The following is a 15,469-nucleotide window of genomic DNA, read 5'->3' as shown; positions in this document are numbered from 1 at the left end:
GCCGCCACGCGCCTCCAGGCCATCGTCAGTCGCCGGACGCGACCGAGCGGACCACCGCTGCCAGCCGTGCCGAGAAGCCGTCGGGCACGGTGTCGGGGAGGGCGTCGAGCGGGAACCAGCGGACGTCGTCGCTCTCGTCGCTGACCGTGGTGGTCGTCGCCGGGTCGACCAGGGCGACGAAGCCGACGTCCCAGTGCGCGGCGCAGGCGAAGCCGCCGTGCAGGTCGTGGCGGTCGAGGTCCACGACGTGCTCGCCGAGGAGCTCGAGGTCGGCGATGCCGGACTCCTCGCGGGCTTCGCGGCGGGCGGCCTCGGCGAGGTCGCGGTCGTCGGGCTCGAGGTGGCCACCGAACTGCACCCAGAAGCGGCCCTTCCGGTGCAGGCAGAGCAGGACGTGGCCGAGGTCGGGGGAGAACACGAAGCACGACGCGGTGAGGTGCTCGGGGCCGCCGTCGCGCCGGAGTGCCGCGTCGCCGTGGGCCCGCACGAAGGTGCCGAAGCGGTCCCGCTCGGGGTGGGTGGCGGTGGCGAGGGCGGCGGTCACGTCGTCGGGGCGCATCCGGTCATCCTCGCAGGGGTGCGGGCGCGGGAGCAGAGCGGGCGGCGGTCGGTGCGTGCGCATGTTCCGACGTCCCACCTGTCGATCGACTCGTGTGTTGTCGATCGATGTCGACGCAGCTGATGCGTGCGCATCGTGCGACGTTCCACCTGTCGAACGACGCGTGGGAAGTCGATCGATGCACGCGAAAGGTGCGTGTACATGTTTCGACGGGACGGGACGGGACGGGACGGGACGGGGCGCGACGGGGTGCGGCGCCGACCCGCCCGTCAGAAGAGCGCGCGCACGCCCGCCGCGACCGTCGCCCACACCTCGAGGAGCGGGCCGCGCGCCAGCCAGCACCGCCACGGCGTTGACCGCCACGAACAGCACGAACCAGAGCGTCGCCGGCACCCGCATCTCCGCCGCCGCGATGTGGAAGTCGGTCTGCACGCGGGCACCGGTCAGCAGCCACCGTGCGACCTGCACCACCGAGCGCAGCCCGTCGACCACGAAGAACGCCCCGACGGCTGCGACGACGAGCACCGTGGTCTCCGAGGGACGGAGCGCGACCCAGAGCGCGAGCACGTCGAAGCCGATGACGACCAGGAGTCCGAACCAGTTCCGGACGAACGCGAGCGCCACGAGCCCGACCACGCCGAGCACCACGACGGGCAGCCACCGCGACCCGTGCAGCACCCCGGTGACGAGGAGCACTCCGGCCCAGAGCGGTGCGCTGTAGCCGGCGTACAGGTTGAGGATCCGGACGAGCCAGCGGATCCCGCCCGGCACCCGGCCGAGCTGCACCCACGCCTCGCCGGACCCGTCCGGGTGCAGCTCGATGCGCTGGATGCGTCCGCCGAACGGCACGACGACGACGGCGTGCCCGACCTCGTGGGCGATCGTCGCGGCGATGCGCGCCACACGGCCGACGACGGGCACGAAGGGCAGGACCGCGCCGACGAGGAGCGCGACGAACACGAGTGACGGGGCGACGAGGAGGGGGCTGCGGTGGTCAAGGGACCAGGATCGCAGCCCCCACCGTGGAGGAGCCGAAGACGCTCAGGACGTCCAGGACGGCACCAGCGCCACCCCGATCACGACGATCGTCGCGATGATGGCGAGCGCGGTGAGGACGGCCAGGAACACCGTCAGCCGGTTCATGCGGATGTGCCTGGCTATTCGACCGTCACCGACTTCGCGAGGTTCCTCGGCTTGTCGACGTCGCAGCCGAGCTTCAACGCGAGTTCGCGGGCGAGCATCTGCAGGGGGACGACGGCCTCGAGCGGACCCCACGGTGCCGTCGCGCGGCCCCAGGCGAGGTCCCCGGCGGCACGTCGGCCGAGCGCCGGGATGTCCGACCCCCTCGCCGCCGATGGTGATGACGAAGCCGCCGCGCGCCGGACCTCGGCGATGTTCGCCTGCAGTCGGGGTTCGCCGTGGTCGATGACGACGACCGGGGTGCCCTCGTCGACGAGGGCGAGCGGTCCGTGCTCGAGCTCGCCCGCCGGGTAGGCCTCGGCCCACCGGTAGCTGAGCTCCTTGAGCTTGAGGGCACCACTCCGGCGGCGTACGGCAGCCCGGCACCGCGGCCGAGGAACAGGAAGCCGGTGGCCTCCCGGACGCTCGACACCAGGAGCGGGATCCGGTCGGCTGCGATCTCGGCGGCGTGCTCGATCCGGGCCGGCAGGTCGGTGAGCTCGGCCACCAGCGCGGCGGCCCGGGCGGCGTCGATCCGCCCCGACGCGACGAGCGCCGAGATCATCGCGGCGACGCCGACGACCACCTGCGCGGTGAAGGTCTTCGTAGCCGCGACGCCGATCTCGGGGCCCGCGTGGCGGTCGAGCACCGCGTCGGCGCGACGGGCGAGCGACGAGTGCACGTTGTTCGTGAGCGCGAGCACCGGGTGCCGGTCCTCGAACCGGTCGAGCGCACGGAGGACGTCCGCGGTCTCGCCGGACTGGCTGATCGCGACGACCAGCGTGCCCGGGCCGAGCACGACCTGCTCCGCCTCGCTCGCGACGACGATGTCGGTGGGCACGCCGCCGATCCCGCGCAGGGCGGTGGCGATCACCTGCCCGGCGTTGAGCGAGGTCCCGCACGCGACGATCGCGAGCCGGTGGAAGCCGGGCAGGCCGAGTCCGACCCACATGCTGCCGTCGGCGGCACGGCGGGCGACGCGGTCGAGGATCGAGGCCACCACAGCGGGCTGCTCCTCGATCTCCTTCGCCATGTGGTCGGGGTGGTCGCCGAGGTCGAGCGCGACACCGGCGAACGGCGCGGGCGTCGGGAAGGGCACCGGCACGATCACACCGGCGGAGGACCAGGTCCACGCCTCACCGAGCTCGACGACGTCACCGTCGCGCAGGGCGACGAACGTCTCGCACCACTCGGCGATCGCACCGATGTCGCTGGCGACGAAGTCACCGCGTGCGGAGCGGGCCACGACGAGCGGGGAGCGGTCGGCGGCGGCGACCATGCGGCCGTCCCGGGCGTCGAGGACGATCGCCCACGACCCCTCGAGCTGCGCGGTCGCGATCTGCACCGCGAGCATCAGGTCGGGGTCGACGGCGAGGGCCCGCTCGACGAGGTGCGCGATGACCTCGGAGTCGACGTCGGACGCGAACACGTGTCCCTGCCGCTCGAGGTTCGCCCGCAGGCGGTCGGCGTTCTCGACGATGCCGTTGTGCACGATGCTGATCCGCCCGGAGCAGTCGGCGTGCGGGTGGGCGTTCGCCTCGCGGACGATGCCGTGGGTGGCCCAGCGGGTGTGGCCGATGCCGGTGCCGGTGAGGGCGTCCGTGATCGCGGCGACGAGCGTCCGCAGGTCACCGACACGCGACACGGACCGGATGGTCTCGGTCCCGCCGGTGGCGGTCCGGACGGCGACCCCCGCGGAGTCGTAGCCGCGGTACTCGAGGCGTTCGAGTCCGTCGAGCAGGTAGGGCGTCGCGTCGTCGGAGACGCGGGCCGCGATGATGCCGCACATCTTGGGTCCCTTCGGGTGGGGAGAGCAGCGGGGGAGTTCGGGGAGTGGTGCGGCACCGACCGCCGTCGGGTCTGCCGTGCGTCCGGGGCCGTCGACCGGGGCCGGCGCCCGTCCTCGGATCAGGCGAGGACGGACGGCGGCGTCCGCGGCCGACGGTTCGGGCACGGACGGGGTACCACGGGCTGTCCCCTGGGAGGGGGAACGGCGGTCGGTGCAGGAGAAGCCTCACCCGGGGAGGGTGACACGGCAACAGTCGTCGCCCGCTCTTGCGGTTCCCCTCGCGCTCCGGGGGCCATCCGGTGCGGCCGCGTGCGGAGTCCCGCAACCCGCGCGCGGAGCCGGGAAGAGGGTGCGGACTGAAGAGGACTTCGACGGTGCCAGCTGGCACCGTGCCTCCAGTCCGTCGTGGAGTCGCGTTCAGATCACGACGAGCAGCGCGACCAGGTGCGACCGCGAGCGCGCTCCCACCTTCCGGTAGATCTGCGTCAGCCGCAGCTCCACCGTCCGCTGCGACATGAACAGCGACGAGGCGATCTCGCGGTTGCGGTACCCCTCCGTCACCTTCTGCACGACGGCGCGCTCCTCCGCGGTGAGCAGGGTCAGCACCGTCGACGCGTCCGGGCGCCCGGGGCGTGCCCGGCATCGACGCGGACAGCACCGGTCCGGAACGGAGCGACGACTGCAGCCCGAAGGACGGCATCGCCACCGACGCGACCGGCGTGGCGAGCGGACGCCGGAGCCCCGCCGCCTCGTACGCCGCCGCGGCTGCCGCACCGAGACGCGGACGCTCGGTGGTGCTCGCCGATGGCCGCGAGGGCCGCGAAGGTGCGTGCCCGCTCGAACTGCGAGTCGTGCGGCTGGAACAGCTCCAGCGCACGGCGACGCGCGGTCTCGCGGGTGGTGTCGTCGGCCACGAGCGCCAGGCTGCGGGCCAGCACGAGCGCACCCCAGCGGACGGCCGCGTGGTGGTCCGCCGCCAACCGGGCCGCGACGGTCCGGGCGTCGATCCGGTCGAGACGCGTGTACGCCTCCACCAGGTCGCCGAGGTGCCGGAGCACCGCGGGGTTCCGAGCGACCGGCCGATGGCGTCGGCGGCCTCCAGGGACGCGGCCGCCTCCTCGAGCCGGCCGTCGAGCAGCAGCACGCGACCACGGAGGGCGTGCAGCTTGGCGGTGGCACCCCAGAGCCGGTTCGTGGACCGCTGCGCCAGGCACCGGTCGACGACCTCGAGGGCCTCGGCGGAGCGCCCCTCGGCGAAGTGCCGCCAGGCGATCGCGATCGCACGGGACGGCTCACGGAGCCGTTCGACGACGGACGAACCGGCCTCCCACACGTCGATCGCGCGGAGCGCCTGCCGGAAGTTCCCGAGCGTACCTCGTTCTCGGCGGACAGGTAGCGGGCCGCCTCGGTCCACACCGGCTGCGCCTCCTGGCCCCGTGCGAGGACGAGGGCGAAGACCCGGCGTGCACTGCGGTACCGCTCGGCGATGCTCAGCGCGTGGGCGAGGAGCAGCAGGGCGGGGTCGGACATCGCGACGAGCGTCGTGGTCGACAGTCCGTCGTGCAGCTCCGTGTCGGCAGGCAGGACCCCTCGACGGCGGCGATCAGCTCGCGTGCCGTCTCGGTGATCTCCACCGTGTGCACCGACGCCGAGCGGCGGAGCGGTTCGGCACGGGCGAGCAGGTCCTTCGCCTGGTCGAGCTCCCACGCCTCGGCACGGAAGCAGGCGACCATCGCGAGCAGGCCACCCACGGCGTCCGCCTCGGCGGCGTTCGTCGGGTCGACCGGCACGAGGAGTTCGTCCGCGTGCACGGCGTCACCGCTGAGGTACTGCACCGAGTACTCCAGGCGGAGACGACGGGTCTCGTCGGCCATCGCCCGGAACGGACGGATCGCGGCGAGGTACCGCGCGGCGAAGCCGAGCAGCCGGTTCGCCAGCAGTGCCTCGGCGACACCGAGCAACGCACCGTGCTCGTCCTCGGTGCCCCCGCCGATGTGCAGTGCACGCTCGGTGAGGACGACCGCGGCCTGGGCGTTGCCGTCCACGACGTAGGACCGGGCGGCGGAGCAGCGCGACCACGTCGGGGACGTCGTCGACGAAGCTGCGGTGCCAGGCGGCCGCACGCGGATCGCACTCGGCGCTCGCCGCGGCCATCTCGGTGTGTGCTGCCCGCCGGTCACGTGCCGGCATCCGCCAGTACAGCGCGGAGCGGACGAGGGGATCGCGGACGGAGACGGTCTGCCCCTTGACGGACGTGAGTCCGGCGTTGGCGAGGTCGTCGAGTTCGTCCCGGTCCCACCCGGTGGTCTTCGCCACGGGGACGAGCGCCAGTCGTGCGAGGACGTCCAGATCGCGTCCCGCGACGGTGCCGAGCGCCAGGGCCGCGACGGCCTGGTGGTCGGCGTGGGGCGGAGCGGCAGCACGAGCGGCTCGGAGCCGTTCAGCTGCTCGCGGCTGAGCACGGCGAGCTGCTCGCGCAGCGCGCCGGGGTTGCCACCGGTCTCCTCGGCGAGGACGGCGAGGACGCCGTCGTTCGCCTCTTCCGGAGCCATGGCACGGGCGAGCACGAGTGCCTCGTCCGCGGGCAGCGGTTCGATCCGGAGCATCGGCAGGGCCGCGAGCGGACCGTTCGACGGCACCGTGCGGACCGTGGCCACGACGCGGAGTGCGGTCCCGGCGAGCCGGCTCGCCAGGAACGCGATGAGCTCTTGGCTCTCCACGTCCATGCGGTCCAGGTCGTCGATGAGCACGAGCGTCGGCGGCAGGGTGAGGGCGTGCACCGCATCGAGGAAGTCGTGCGCCGCCGCGAGTCCCGGCGTCTGCCGGTCGGCGGGCGCGTTCCCTGCAGGAGGTGCGCGATGTGGGCCGTCGCCCGGGGTCGTCGAGTGCGGTGAAGAGCGACGCCACGCCGGCCAGGGGCCAGTGCGATTCGCTCCCGTTCACACCGACGCGGACGACGGGGAGGGAGACGCGGTTGGACACCGCGTCGAGGGACGCTACTGCGTCCGGAACCAGGGTCGCCGACGACGACCATCGCGGACTCCCGAGGGAGTACGGCGAGGGTCGCGATCCGGTCGACCTCGGACGGCGACCGGTGAGTCCCATGACTCACCGGCCTCCGGGTCCGGAAGCGGATGCAGCGAAGGAGGAGAGCCGGGACGTGGCGCGGCCGTTGGGCACGCGCAGAGCCGGACGAGAAGCGGCGAGGGTACGCGCGCCAGAACGGTCAGATCGGGTTTCGGAATGCGGATGACGAGTGAGGGTGCACTCGGTTCCGCTCCGGGAACGATGAAGTCATCGTCTGTATCACCCCTCGGGTTAGGGTCTTCGGACGAAGCACGACCGGTCTTGCTGCTGCCCGGATCTAGGGAATCCGAGACGTCGCCTGACCTGCCGCCTGGGAGCACGATAACTCAGGTTCGAACGTGGATGGCCGGTCTCCGCAATCTGATCTGCCCCCTCCTGACCCCAGTCCGGGGGCACGTGCCCCTCGGGGGGCGTGCGGGGGGTGATCCGGTCGTCGGGGGACGGGGACCGTGGTACAGGAACGGGGTACACCCCGGTCCGGACCGATCTGTGGCCGTTCCGGGCCGTTCCGGGCCGATCCGGTCCGCCCGATCCGGTCCGGCTCCGGTGTACGACGGATGGGATGTCCAGCGCCGACCCGACCGCCCCGACCGACTCCCGCCCCGACGACCGCACCCGGTGGCGGGCCTTCGCCGTCTGCGTCGCCGTCGCGGCGCTCACCATCCTGGACCTGTCGAAGGTCAACGTCGGGCTGCCGTCGATCGAGAAGTCGCTCGGCGCGACGAGCTCGTCCCTCCAGCTCATCGTCGCGGGGTACGCGCTGGCGTTCGGGCTCGCGCTGGTGCCGGCTGGCCGCCTCGGGGACCTGAAGAGCCGTCGGGCGCTGTTCATCGTCGGGCTCGTCGCGTTCACCGGATCGAGCCTGCTGTGCGCGATCGCCCCGACCATCCAGGTCCTCATCGTCACGCGCATCCTGCAGGAGTTCGCCGCCGGCACCCAGATGCCGCAGGTGATCGGGCTCGTCCAGCAGTTGTTCCGCGGGCCGGAGCGAGGGCGGGCGTTCGGCCTGTTCGGCGCGATGATCGGCATCTCCACCGCGCTCGGCCCGACCATCGGCGGCGGCCTCATCGCGATCGGCGGCGAGGAGTCCGGGTGGCGGCTGCTGTTCTGGATGAACGTGCCGCTCGGCATCGCAGCGCTGGTGTTCGCCGTGAAGCTCCTGCCCGCCGGCGCGCAGGGCCGTGCGAAGGACCGGGAGCTCGACATCGTCGGCATCCTGCTGCTCGGCGCGGCGATCGTCACCCTGATGCTGCCGTTCGTGCTCACGACCGGCGCCGGCGACTCCCAGACGCGGTGGTTCTGGCTCGTCGGGTTCGCCGTGTTCGTCGCGGCCTTCGTGTGGTGGGAGAAGCGCTACAAGGCGCACGGCAAGTCGCCCGTCGTGCACTTCGAGTTGTTCCGGCTGTCGTCGTACCGCAACGGGCTGTCGATCGTCGCGGTCTACTTCGCCGCGCTGCCGGCCTCGTTCCTCATGGTGACGCTCTACCTGCAGGAGGGCCTCGGGCTCGCGCCCTGTTCGCCGGCATGGTGAGCATCCCGTTCGCCGCGACCAGTGCGGTCGGCTCGTACATCGGCGGTCGCATCGTCGACCGGGTCGGTCGCGCGCTCGTCGTCGCCGGGCTCAGCTTCGTCGTGATCGGGTTCGTCCTGCTCATGCTCGCCGCGACGCTCACGCCGCCGGAGGTGACACCGTGGGCCATGGCCGGCGCGTTCCTCGTCGGCGGGCTCGGCGGTGGCTTCGTGGTGTCGCCGAACCAGACGCTCACCCTGGCAGAGGTGCCGATCGAGCAGTCCGGGGTCGCGGGGTCGATGCAGCAGCTCGGGCAGCGGGTCGGCACGGCGATCGGCACCGCGGTCGCGACGAGCATCTTCTACGGGATCGTGCGCGGCGAGACGGCGGGGGCGAGCGGGGCGTCGCGGTTGGACGCGTACCACGACGCGTTCCGGAGCGGGACGACGTTCACGGTGTCGCTCATGGCGCTCGCGCTCGTGCTGGCCGTCAGCGACCTGGTCGTGCGGCGGCGGGCCGCGAAGCGGTCGGAGCCGGCGGCTGCGTAGCGGTGCGGGTGTGCGGCGTGGTTCGGCTCGGGTCGTTCTTCTGACTCGGAACGACATCGTCGGCGTCGTACGACACCGATCGAGTCGCACGTGCGCGGCTGCAACGGCCTCGGGCGCGGGGGGAACGACACCGCCGACGGCCCGCAGCGCCCTGGGCTAGCGGCGGATGACCTCGACGACGGCGTCGTGCACCAGGCCGTTCGTCGCGAGGGGGGCGCTGCCGTGCCACGGCCCCGGGTCGCCGTCGAGCGAGGTGAAACGGCCGCCCGCCTCCTCCACGATGGGGACGAGCGCCGCGATGTCCCACGGCTTGAGGTCCGGCTCGCCCGCCACGTCGAGCACGCCCTCGGCGACCATCATGTACGGCCACATGTCCCCGTACGCCCGGGTGCGCCAGACCTTGCGGGACAGGTCGATGAGCGGCTCGAGCCGGTCGTCGTCGTCCCACTGCTGGATGCTGTTGTAGCTGAGGCTGGCGTCCGCCAGGGTCTCGACGCCGGACACGCGGAGCGGCCCGTCGAACGAGTGCGCGCCCAGTCCGTCGGCCGCCCACCACCGCTTGCCGAGGGCCGGGGCGCTCACCACGCCGAGCACCGGGCGGCCGTCGACCGCGAGGGCGATGAGGGTGGCCCAGACCGGCACTCCGCGCAGGTAGTTCGCGGTGCCGTCGATCGGGTCGATCACCCACTGCCGGTGGCCCTCGCTGACGGCCTCGGCGCCGGTGTCGGCCGTGGTCTCCTCGCCGAGGAACGCGTCGTCCGGCCGTTCGGCGCTGAGTCGGTCGCGGAGCGCCCGCTCGACGGCCTGGTCGGCATCCGTCACGTGCGTGCTGTCGGCCTTCCGGGACACGTGCAGGTCGGCCGCCCGGAACCGTTCGAGGCTGATCGCGTCGGCGGTGTCGGCGAGGGAGCGGGCGAAGTCCAGGTCGGCGCTGAGTTCCACGACCGCCAGCGTAGCGGCCTAGGCGGCGACGACCTCTTCCTCTTCGAGCCGGGTGACCTCGCGCTCGCGGGCGATCCTGCTGCGGCGGGCGACGAGCCCGTGCACGACGACGCAGAGGAGCACCGCCACGGCCAGCCAGAGGGCGAGCACGAGCGACGGACGGCCGAGTGAGGCACCGGGGAAGTACAGCAGGTCCTGTGCAGCCTGCAGCCAGGCGGCGCCGCTCCAGAACGTGTTGAGGCCGGCGAAGAACCCGGGCTGGAAGGCCGGCTGGAAGATGCCGCCGGACGACGTGAAGTTGAGCATCACGAACAGCATCGTGAGGATCGGGGTCGTCCACCGGCCGAGCAGCGGGTGCAGCCCGACGCCGAGCGCCACGATGATCGCGTCGTACATCCACGCGAACAGGAAGACCTCCCACCGGTGCGTCGTGATGATGCCGTAGACCGGTCCGGCGATGACCGACGCCGATGCCCGCGACGCCACGGCGGTGACGAGGCCGACCGCCGCGGTCCAGAGCGGGCGGAGCCGGGTCCCCGAACGCGGCGACCGCGATGGCCGACGCGTAGCCGCCGACGCTCAGCGCCACGAGGAGGAAGAAGAGTCCCTGGCCGGTGGTGTCCTCGTCGCCGGTCGGTACGACGTCCTGCACGGTGAAGGGCAGGTGCGCCTGGTACGCGATCGGCAGGAAGACCTTCTGCGCCGCGCTGGCGGTCGTCTCCGAGGCCGCGGTGGAGACGTAGAGCGTCGCGCTGGTGGAGCCGGGTGCGTACACGGCGGCGAGGTCGCGGTCGCGGATCTGCTCCTTCGCCTGCGCTGCCGAACCGACCACGTGCGCGACGAGCGCGCCGTCGGACTGGTCGGTCACGGTCTGCGCGAACACCTGGGTGGCGGCGCCCTGGCCGACGATGCCGACGGGCAGCTCGTGCGGGGTCGGAGGTGGAAGGCGCCGAGGTACGCCAGGCCCATGCCGACGGCGAGGAAGAGCGGCACCAGGATGTGCGAGCCGAAGGACAGCAGGACGCGGCCGAGGCCGTGCGGGCGGAGGACCGACGGAGCACTCGACTGCCGGGTCGACCGCGGGGTGCGTGGTGCGGCGTGCGCGTGCGCTCGTGGCTCGCGGTGGAGGAGGACGGAGCGTCGACGGCGGGGGTCGGCGCAAAGTTGTACGCAACTTCAGACACGAAGGGCAACTGTACAACCACGCTGCACACTTGTCGACCCGGTGTCGCTCGGGCCCGCGCCGCCGAGGTCGCACGACACGCCGCGTGCGTCATCGGCGCTCAGCCAGATCGCTCGGCCAGGTCGCCGACGCCGAGATCGCACTTCAGCGGACCTCGGCCTCGCCGACGGTCGCGAAAGTGCGATCTCAGCCGACAGCTCCGGCGAGGGACGCGCCGACGCCGCCCCGCCGATGCGCATGCACGGCCTATCGGCCCGGCGTCGAACGGCACGACACGCGCGGGCGGTGCGCCGAGATCGCAGGAAGTGCGGTGCGCGGGCGCCGAGCGTGACGTTTTGTGGGATCTCGGCCGAGCGGAGCGCGGAACGTGGGCGCGATTGTGTCGTCAGGCCGGCGCCGCCGATGTCGTACGACACGCCGAGTGCCGTGCGCCGAGATCGCGCAACGTGCCGCTCGAGCGCCGCGCGCGACGTTTCGTGCGACCTCGGCGAGGCGAGGCAGGCGAGGTCGCCGGGACGCCGCGCCCGACCGACCCCGGCTACTCCGTACCGGGGTCGGACGCGCCCATCCCGGTCAGGAGCGCCCGGAACGAGTCGAGCCGCTCCACCCCGGTCGGCCCGAGCTCGCCGGCCTGCACCCGGTCGACGATCTCCCAGTCGTGCGCCTGGTCGAGCGGGATCCCGCTGTCCGACGGTGCGACGGTGATCGCGTGCGAGGCGAACGCCCGGAACACGTTCGCGGGATCGACGTGCCCGAGCCCGAACGACCGGACGCCCGGGGTGTCGATGATCCAGCCGCCGTCCCGCACCCGCAGGGCGATGACGACGACGAGGTGTGCCGGCCACGCCCGGTGACCGAGTTCACGACACCGATCGCGCGGGTCGAGCCGGTCAGGGCGTTCACGAGCGTGGACTTGCCCACGCCGGAGTGCCCCACGGTGACGGTGACCTTGTCGTCGAGGACCTCGTGCAGGGCCGCGAACGGCACGTCGTCGGACCGACTCGTCACGATCCGCAGATCGAGGCACGCGAAGTGCGCCAGGAACGGCGGCCGGGTCGGCGAGGTCGGTCTTCGTGATGCAGAGGATCGGGTCGAGGCCGGCGTCGAACGCGGCCACGAGGTACCGGTCGATCAGTCGCGTGCGGGGCTCGGGTCGGCGGCGGCCACCACGATGAGCATCTGGTCGGCGTTCGCCACGATGACGCGCTCGACCTCGTCGGAGTCGTCCGCACTCCGCCGCAGCAGGGTGGTCCGTTCGGCGACCTTCACGATGCGCGCCAGTGACAGCGTCTCCGAGACGTCCCCGACGAGCGACACGTTGTCCCCGGTGACGACGGACTTCTTGCCGAGCTCGCGGGCCTTCGTCGCGGTGATGACGTGGTCGTCGATCAGCACGCCGAACCGCCCGCGGTCGACGTTCGTCACCCAGCCGACCGGGGCGTCGTCGTACGTCGGCCGGACCTTGGTGCGCGGCCGGTTGCCCTTCGGGTTCGGACGCACCGCACGTCGACTCGTCGTACTGCCCGTACGGCTCGTCGACGTCGGAGTCACCGTCGGCGTCGTCCCACCAGCTCATGCGCTCACGCCCCGTCCGGAGCGGACGCCGAGTCCACCAGCGCGGCCCACAGCTCCGGGAACTGCGGCAGCGTCTTCGCCGTGGTCCCGATGTCGTCGACGGCGACGCCGTCGACGACGAGGCTCCACGATCGCCCCAGCCGTCGCCATCCGGTGGTCGTCGTACGCGGCCCAGCCGCCGCCGTGGAGCGGAGCCGGCTCGATCCCCAGGCCGTCGTCGAGTTCGCGCACCGCGCCTCCAGACCGGTTGAGGTCGTCGGCCAGGGCGGCGAGCCGGTCCGTCTCGTGCCCCCGCAGGTGGCCGATGCCGGTGACCTCCGTCGGGCCGTCGGCCAGCGCCGCGAACGCGACGAGCGCGGGGGAGCGAGTTCGCCGCCGCGGCTCAGGTCGAGTGCGAGCCCCGGAAGGAGGCCCCACCCGGATCCCGACGCCGCCGTCGACGACCAGGTCGTCACCGTCACGGGCCACGGTCGCGCCCCACAAGGGCAGGAGCGTCTCGAGGTCGGCACCGACCTGCGTCGTCTCGGTGGGCCAGGTGCGGATGCGGACGGACCGCCCGCGACGAGTGCGGCGACCGCGAACGGCGCCGCGTTCGACAGGTCCGGCTCGATGGTGACGTCACGGGCGGCGATCGGACCGGTGCTGACCCACTCGCCGACCGCCGGCTCGTCGACGCGGACGCCGCGGGCGCGGAGGGCCGCGACCGTCATGTCGATGTGCGGCAGGCTCGGCAGGCGTTCGCCCACGTGGGTGAGGTGCAGGCCCTCGTCGAAGCGCGGGGCGGAGAGCAGCAGACCGGAGACGAACTGGGACGACGCCGAGGCGTCGATCGACAGGGCGCCGCCTCGGACGGACCCGGTCCGGTGAAGGAGAAGGGCATCGCACCGTCGCCGTCGTCCGTCACGTCGACGCCCAGGTCGACGAGCGCCTGGATGATCGCGTGCATCGGGCGCTTCCGCGCGTACGGGTCGCCGTCGATCGTCACCGGACCGACCGCGAGCGCGGCCAGCGGGGCAGGAAGCGCATCACCGTGCCGGCGAGCCCGCAGTCGACGCGGACGTCGCCGTGCATCGCGGCGGGCGTGATCCGGAGGTCGGGGCCGTAGGGGTTCGGCTGCTCGCCGGGGGCGGGGACGACCTCGTCGATGCCGACGCCGAGCGCGCGGAGGCCGGCGATCATCAGCGCGGAGTCGCGCGAGTGCAGGGGCAGCCGGATCGTGGAGGGACCGTCGGCGAGGGCGGCGAGCACGAGCTCGCGGTTCGTCAGCGACTTCGACCCGGGGAGCGACACGTCGCCGCGCAGGGGACCGCGCGCGACCGGTGCGGTCCGGAGTCGGTCGGGGCTGGGAATGCGTCGTGGCTGCCATCGGTTCACAAGGGTACTGAACGCACCGGGAGGATCAGTGGCGACAGCAACACTCGCACGAGAGCGGACGGGCACGGACACCGTGCTGCCCGCCGTGCCGACGACGCTCGGCGTTGCGGCACGCAGCCCGCTCGGCACTGCGCGTTGGAGCGCGCTCGGCCTAGACTTGGCCGCGATGACGACCGACGAACCGCACGCCGAAGTACCGAACGACCTGGTCGAGGAGACCGAGGCGCAGCTCGACGCGGTCGCCGAGGAACACGAAGCGCTCGAGGACGACACTGAGCCCGGACGTCGTCGACGCGAAGACCGTCTCCGAGGGCGAACTCCGAGTCCCTCTTCGAGGACCAGGCGCTGCCGTTCATGGACCAGCTGTACGGCGCCGCGATGCGGATGACCCGCAACCCCGCCGACGCGTCCGACCTCGTGCAGGAGACCTTCGTCAAGGCGTTCGCCGCGTTCCGGCAGTTCAAGCAGGGCACGAACCTCAAGGCCTGGCTGTACCGGATCCTCACGAACACGTTCATCAACACGTACCGCAAGAACCAGCGGAACCCGTACCAGGGCACCATCGACGAGCTCGAGGACTGGCGGCTCGGCGGCGCGGAGAGCGTGACGCAGTCGATCTCGGCGCGTTCCGCCGAGGCCGACGCCATCGACCACCTGCCGTCCTCCGCCGTGAAGGACGGCACTCCAGGCATCCCCGAGGACTTCCGGATGGCCGTGTACTTCGCCGATGTCGAAGGGTTCTCGTACCAGGAGATCGCCGACATCATGAAGACCCCGGTAGGGGTGGTCATGAGCCGCCTGCAACCGTGGTCGCCGACTCCTCGGGGGCTCTGGCGGACCACGCACGTGAGACCGGCATCGTCCCGGACGCAGCGTCGACGGCGACGATGCGCGAGGCGAGGCCGGAAGGTTGCCGCGACCTCGGGTCGCGTCGAAGGAAGGAAGCACGATGAGCGGCTGCGACTGCTCGAAGGCGAAGGCCGAGCTCGAGGAGTTCCTCCACGACGAGCTCCGCCACGAGGACGCCGCGGACATCCACGAGCACATGGAGGGGTGGAGGACTGCAACGCCACCGAGCACCGGGGTCGGTGTCGTGCTCATGGAGACGTCCGCCGTGCACCGCAGGGAGACCGCCCCGGACCAGCTGCGCGGCGAGATCCTCGCGCGCATCCGGCTGGAGCAGGCGACCCACTGAGCCTCCGGCGTCCGGTGACGACTGCAGGGACCGCTGAGCGTCCTGGCAGTCGTCGTCACACGGCCGGGCCGGTCGGTAGTGTCGCGGGCATGACCCTCTCCGTCGAGTCGATCACCGCCTGGTCCGACACGGACGTCGCCGACGTCGCCGCCCTCGTCCATGCTCGGCCACGTGGTCGACGAGTCCGCGATGCGGGCCCGCCTCGAACGGCTCACGCCCGAGGCCGGTCACCGCACATGGCTGATCCGCGACGACGACGGCCGTGCGATCGCGATCGCGGGCGCGCAGGTCACGTGGGCGTACGCGAGCGACGAGCCGACGGCGCAGCTCCTCCTGCTGGTGGTCGACCCGACCGCCAGGAGGCTCGGCACCGGTTCCGCGCTCATCGGCACCTTCGAGACGTGGGCCGTCGAGCAGGGCGCACGTCGCCTCAGCGCCGTCAGTGCGGCCGCCACGGACAGCGCGCACCGCTTCTACCAGAAGCGCGGGTACCACGACGCCGGGGTGCGCTACACGAAGATCGCGTAG

Annotated in this window: 15 protein-coding genes and 5 pseudogenes; 7 read left to right on the top strand and 13 right to left on the bottom strand. The window is 72.5% G+C overall.

What is annotated here, in order from left to right:
• Window positions 1-25: 25 nt before the first annotated feature.
• The 6 genes and pseudogenes from ACZ8AI_RS03335 to ACZ8AI_RS03310 all read right to left on the bottom strand — a co-directional run bounded on the left by ACZ8AI_RS03335 (window position 26) and on the right by ACZ8AI_RS03310 (window position 6,307).
• Window positions 26-1,519, bottom strand: coding sequence for a M50 family metallopeptidase (locus ACZ8AI_RS03335; RefSeq protein ID WP_464856556.1), 1,494 nt, complete (start codon window positions 1,517-1,519; stop codon window positions 26-28).
• A 197-nt stretch (window positions 1,520-1,716) separates the two neighbouring features.
• Window positions 1,717-2,040, bottom strand: a pseudogene (locus ACZ8AI_RS03330) (glutamine--fructose-6-phosphate transaminase (isomerizing)); the annotation flags it as partial.
• Window positions 2,041-2,165: 125 nt separating this feature from the next.
• A pseudogene (locus ACZ8AI_RS03325) lies at window positions 2,166-3,527 on the bottom strand (isomerizing glutamine--fructose-6-phosphate transaminase); the annotation flags it as partial.
• Window positions 3,528-3,944: 417 nt separating this feature from the next.
• The gene (locus ACZ8AI_RS03320; protein WP_464856554.1) at window positions 3,945-4,133 is read right to left on the bottom strand and encodes a response regulator transcription factor; all 189 of its coding nucleotides are present in this window, start codon (window positions 4,131-4,133) and stop codon (window positions 3,945-3,947) included.
• Window positions 4,127-4,741, bottom strand: a complete 615-nt coding sequence (locus ACZ8AI_RS03315) for a hypothetical protein (RefSeq protein ID WP_464856552.1) — start codon at window positions 4,739-4,741, stop codon at window positions 4,127-4,129. Before ACZ8AI_RS03315 ends, ACZ8AI_RS03320 begins: the two co-directional genes overlap by 7 nt.
• 276 nt (window positions 4,742-5,017) lie before the next feature.
• Window positions 5,018-6,307, bottom strand: a complete 1,290-nt coding sequence (locus ACZ8AI_RS03310) for a hypothetical protein (RefSeq protein WP_464856550.1) — start codon at window positions 6,305-6,307, stop codon at window positions 5,018-5,020.
• 869 nt (window positions 6,308-7,176) lie between these two features.
• Here ACZ8AI_RS03310 and ACZ8AI_RS03305 point away from each other — a divergent pair.
• Window positions 7,177-8,145, top strand: coding sequence for an MFS transporter (locus tag ACZ8AI_RS03305; RefSeq protein ID WP_464856548.1), 969 nt, complete (start codon window positions 7,177-7,179; stop codon window positions 8,143-8,145).
• Window positions 8,139-8,672 carry an MFS transporter gene (locus tag ACZ8AI_RS03300; RefSeq protein ID WP_464856546.1) on the top strand — a complete coding sequence of 178 codons (534 nt, stop codon included), beginning with the start codon at window positions 8,139-8,141 and terminating at the stop codon, window positions 8,670-8,672. Before ACZ8AI_RS03305 ends, ACZ8AI_RS03300 begins: the two co-directional genes overlap by 7 nt.
• Before the next feature lie 156 nt (window positions 8,673-8,828).
• Here the strand turns inward: ACZ8AI_RS03300 and ACZ8AI_RS03295 are convergent, their stop codons facing one another.
• Both ACZ8AI_RS03295 and ACZ8AI_RS03290 read right to left on the bottom strand, forming a co-directional pair.
• Complete coding sequence (locus ACZ8AI_RS03295; protein WP_464856544.1) at window positions 8,829-9,614, bottom strand: inositol monophosphatase family protein; 786 nt, start codon at window positions 9,612-9,614, stop codon at window positions 8,829-8,831.
• 18 nt (window positions 9,615-9,632) lie between these two features.
• On the bottom strand, window positions 9,633-10,100 hold the full coding sequence (locus ACZ8AI_RS03290) for a hypothetical protein (protein WP_464856542.1): 468 nt from the start codon (window positions 10,098-10,100) through the stop codon (window positions 9,633-9,635).
• 128 nt (window positions 10,101-10,228) lie between these two features.
• Between ACZ8AI_RS03290 and ACZ8AI_RS03285 the strand changes: the two genes are divergently transcribed.
• Entirely contained in the window at window positions 10,229-10,357 is a 129-nt protein-coding gene (locus ACZ8AI_RS03285; RefSeq protein WP_464856540.1) for a hypothetical protein, read from the top strand.
• 121 nt (window positions 10,358-10,478) lie between these two features.
• On the opposite strand, the gene ACZ8AI_RS03280 is transcribed toward ACZ8AI_RS03285, so the two are convergent.
• The 5 genes and pseudogenes from ACZ8AI_RS03280 to ACZ8AI_RS03260 all read right to left on the bottom strand — a co-directional run bounded on the left by ACZ8AI_RS03280 (window position 10,479) and on the right by ACZ8AI_RS03260 (window position 13,662).
• The gene (locus ACZ8AI_RS03280) at window positions 10,479-10,607 is read right to left on the bottom strand and encodes a hypothetical protein (protein ID WP_464856538.1); all 129 of its coding nucleotides are present in this window, start codon (window positions 10,605-10,607) and stop codon (window positions 10,479-10,481) included.
• Window positions 10,608-11,335: 728 nt separating this feature from the next.
• Window positions 11,336-12,373: pseudogene (gene rsgA / locus ACZ8AI_RS03275) on the bottom strand (ribosome small subunit-dependent GTPase A).
• Window positions 12,370-13,163 (bottom strand): annotated as a pseudogene (locus ACZ8AI_RS03270) (3-phosphoshikimate 1-carboxyvinyltransferase). Before ACZ8AI_RS03270 ends, rsgA begins: the two co-directional pseudogenes overlap by 4 nt.
• Window positions 13,079-13,357, bottom strand: coding sequence for a hypothetical protein (locus ACZ8AI_RS03265; RefSeq protein ID WP_464856536.1), 279 nt, complete (start codon window positions 13,355-13,357; stop codon window positions 13,079-13,081). Before ACZ8AI_RS03265 ends, ACZ8AI_RS03270 begins: the two are co-directional and overlap by 85 nt.
• Window positions 13,354-13,662 carry a hypothetical protein gene (locus tag ACZ8AI_RS03260; RefSeq protein ID WP_464856534.1) on the bottom strand — a complete coding sequence of 103 codons (309 nt, stop codon included), beginning with the start codon at window positions 13,660-13,662 and terminating at the stop codon, window positions 13,354-13,356. The genes ACZ8AI_RS03265 and ACZ8AI_RS03260 overlap by 4 nt, the downstream gene beginning before the upstream one ends.
• A gap of 250 nt (window positions 13,663-13,912) precedes the next feature.
• Here ACZ8AI_RS03260 and ACZ8AI_RS03255 point away from each other — a divergent pair, with 250 nt between their 5' ends.
• The 4 genes and pseudogenes from ACZ8AI_RS03255 to ACZ8AI_RS03240 all read left to right on the top strand — a co-directional run bounded on the left by ACZ8AI_RS03255 (window position 13,913) and on the right by ACZ8AI_RS03240 (window position 15,469).
• Window positions 13,913-14,134, top strand: a complete 222-nt coding sequence (locus ACZ8AI_RS03255; RefSeq protein WP_464856532.1) for a hypothetical protein — start codon at window positions 13,913-13,915, stop codon at window positions 14,132-14,134.
• A pseudogene (locus ACZ8AI_RS03250) lies at window positions 14,077-14,699 on the top strand (sigma-70 family RNA polymerase sigma factor); the annotation flags it as partial. The gene ACZ8AI_RS03255 and the pseudogene ACZ8AI_RS03250, both read left to right, overlap by 58 nt.
• Complete coding sequence (locus ACZ8AI_RS03245) at window positions 14,696-14,941, top strand: alpha-ketoglutarate decarboxylase (RefSeq protein WP_464856530.1); 246 nt, start codon at window positions 14,696-14,698, stop codon at window positions 14,939-14,941. The pseudogene ACZ8AI_RS03250 and the gene ACZ8AI_RS03245, both read left to right, overlap by 4 nt.
• Window positions 14,942-15,112: 171 nt before the next feature.
• Window positions 15,113-15,469, top strand: coding sequence for a GNAT family N-acetyltransferase (locus ACZ8AI_RS03240; protein ID WP_464856528.1), 357 nt, complete (start codon window positions 15,113-15,115; stop codon window positions 15,467-15,469).

Source organism: Curtobacterium sp. AC273 (genome assembly GCF_979253735.1).
The sequence above is the reverse complement of the archived record's forward strand: the minus strand, read 5'-3'. Positions and strand labels throughout refer to the sequence as shown.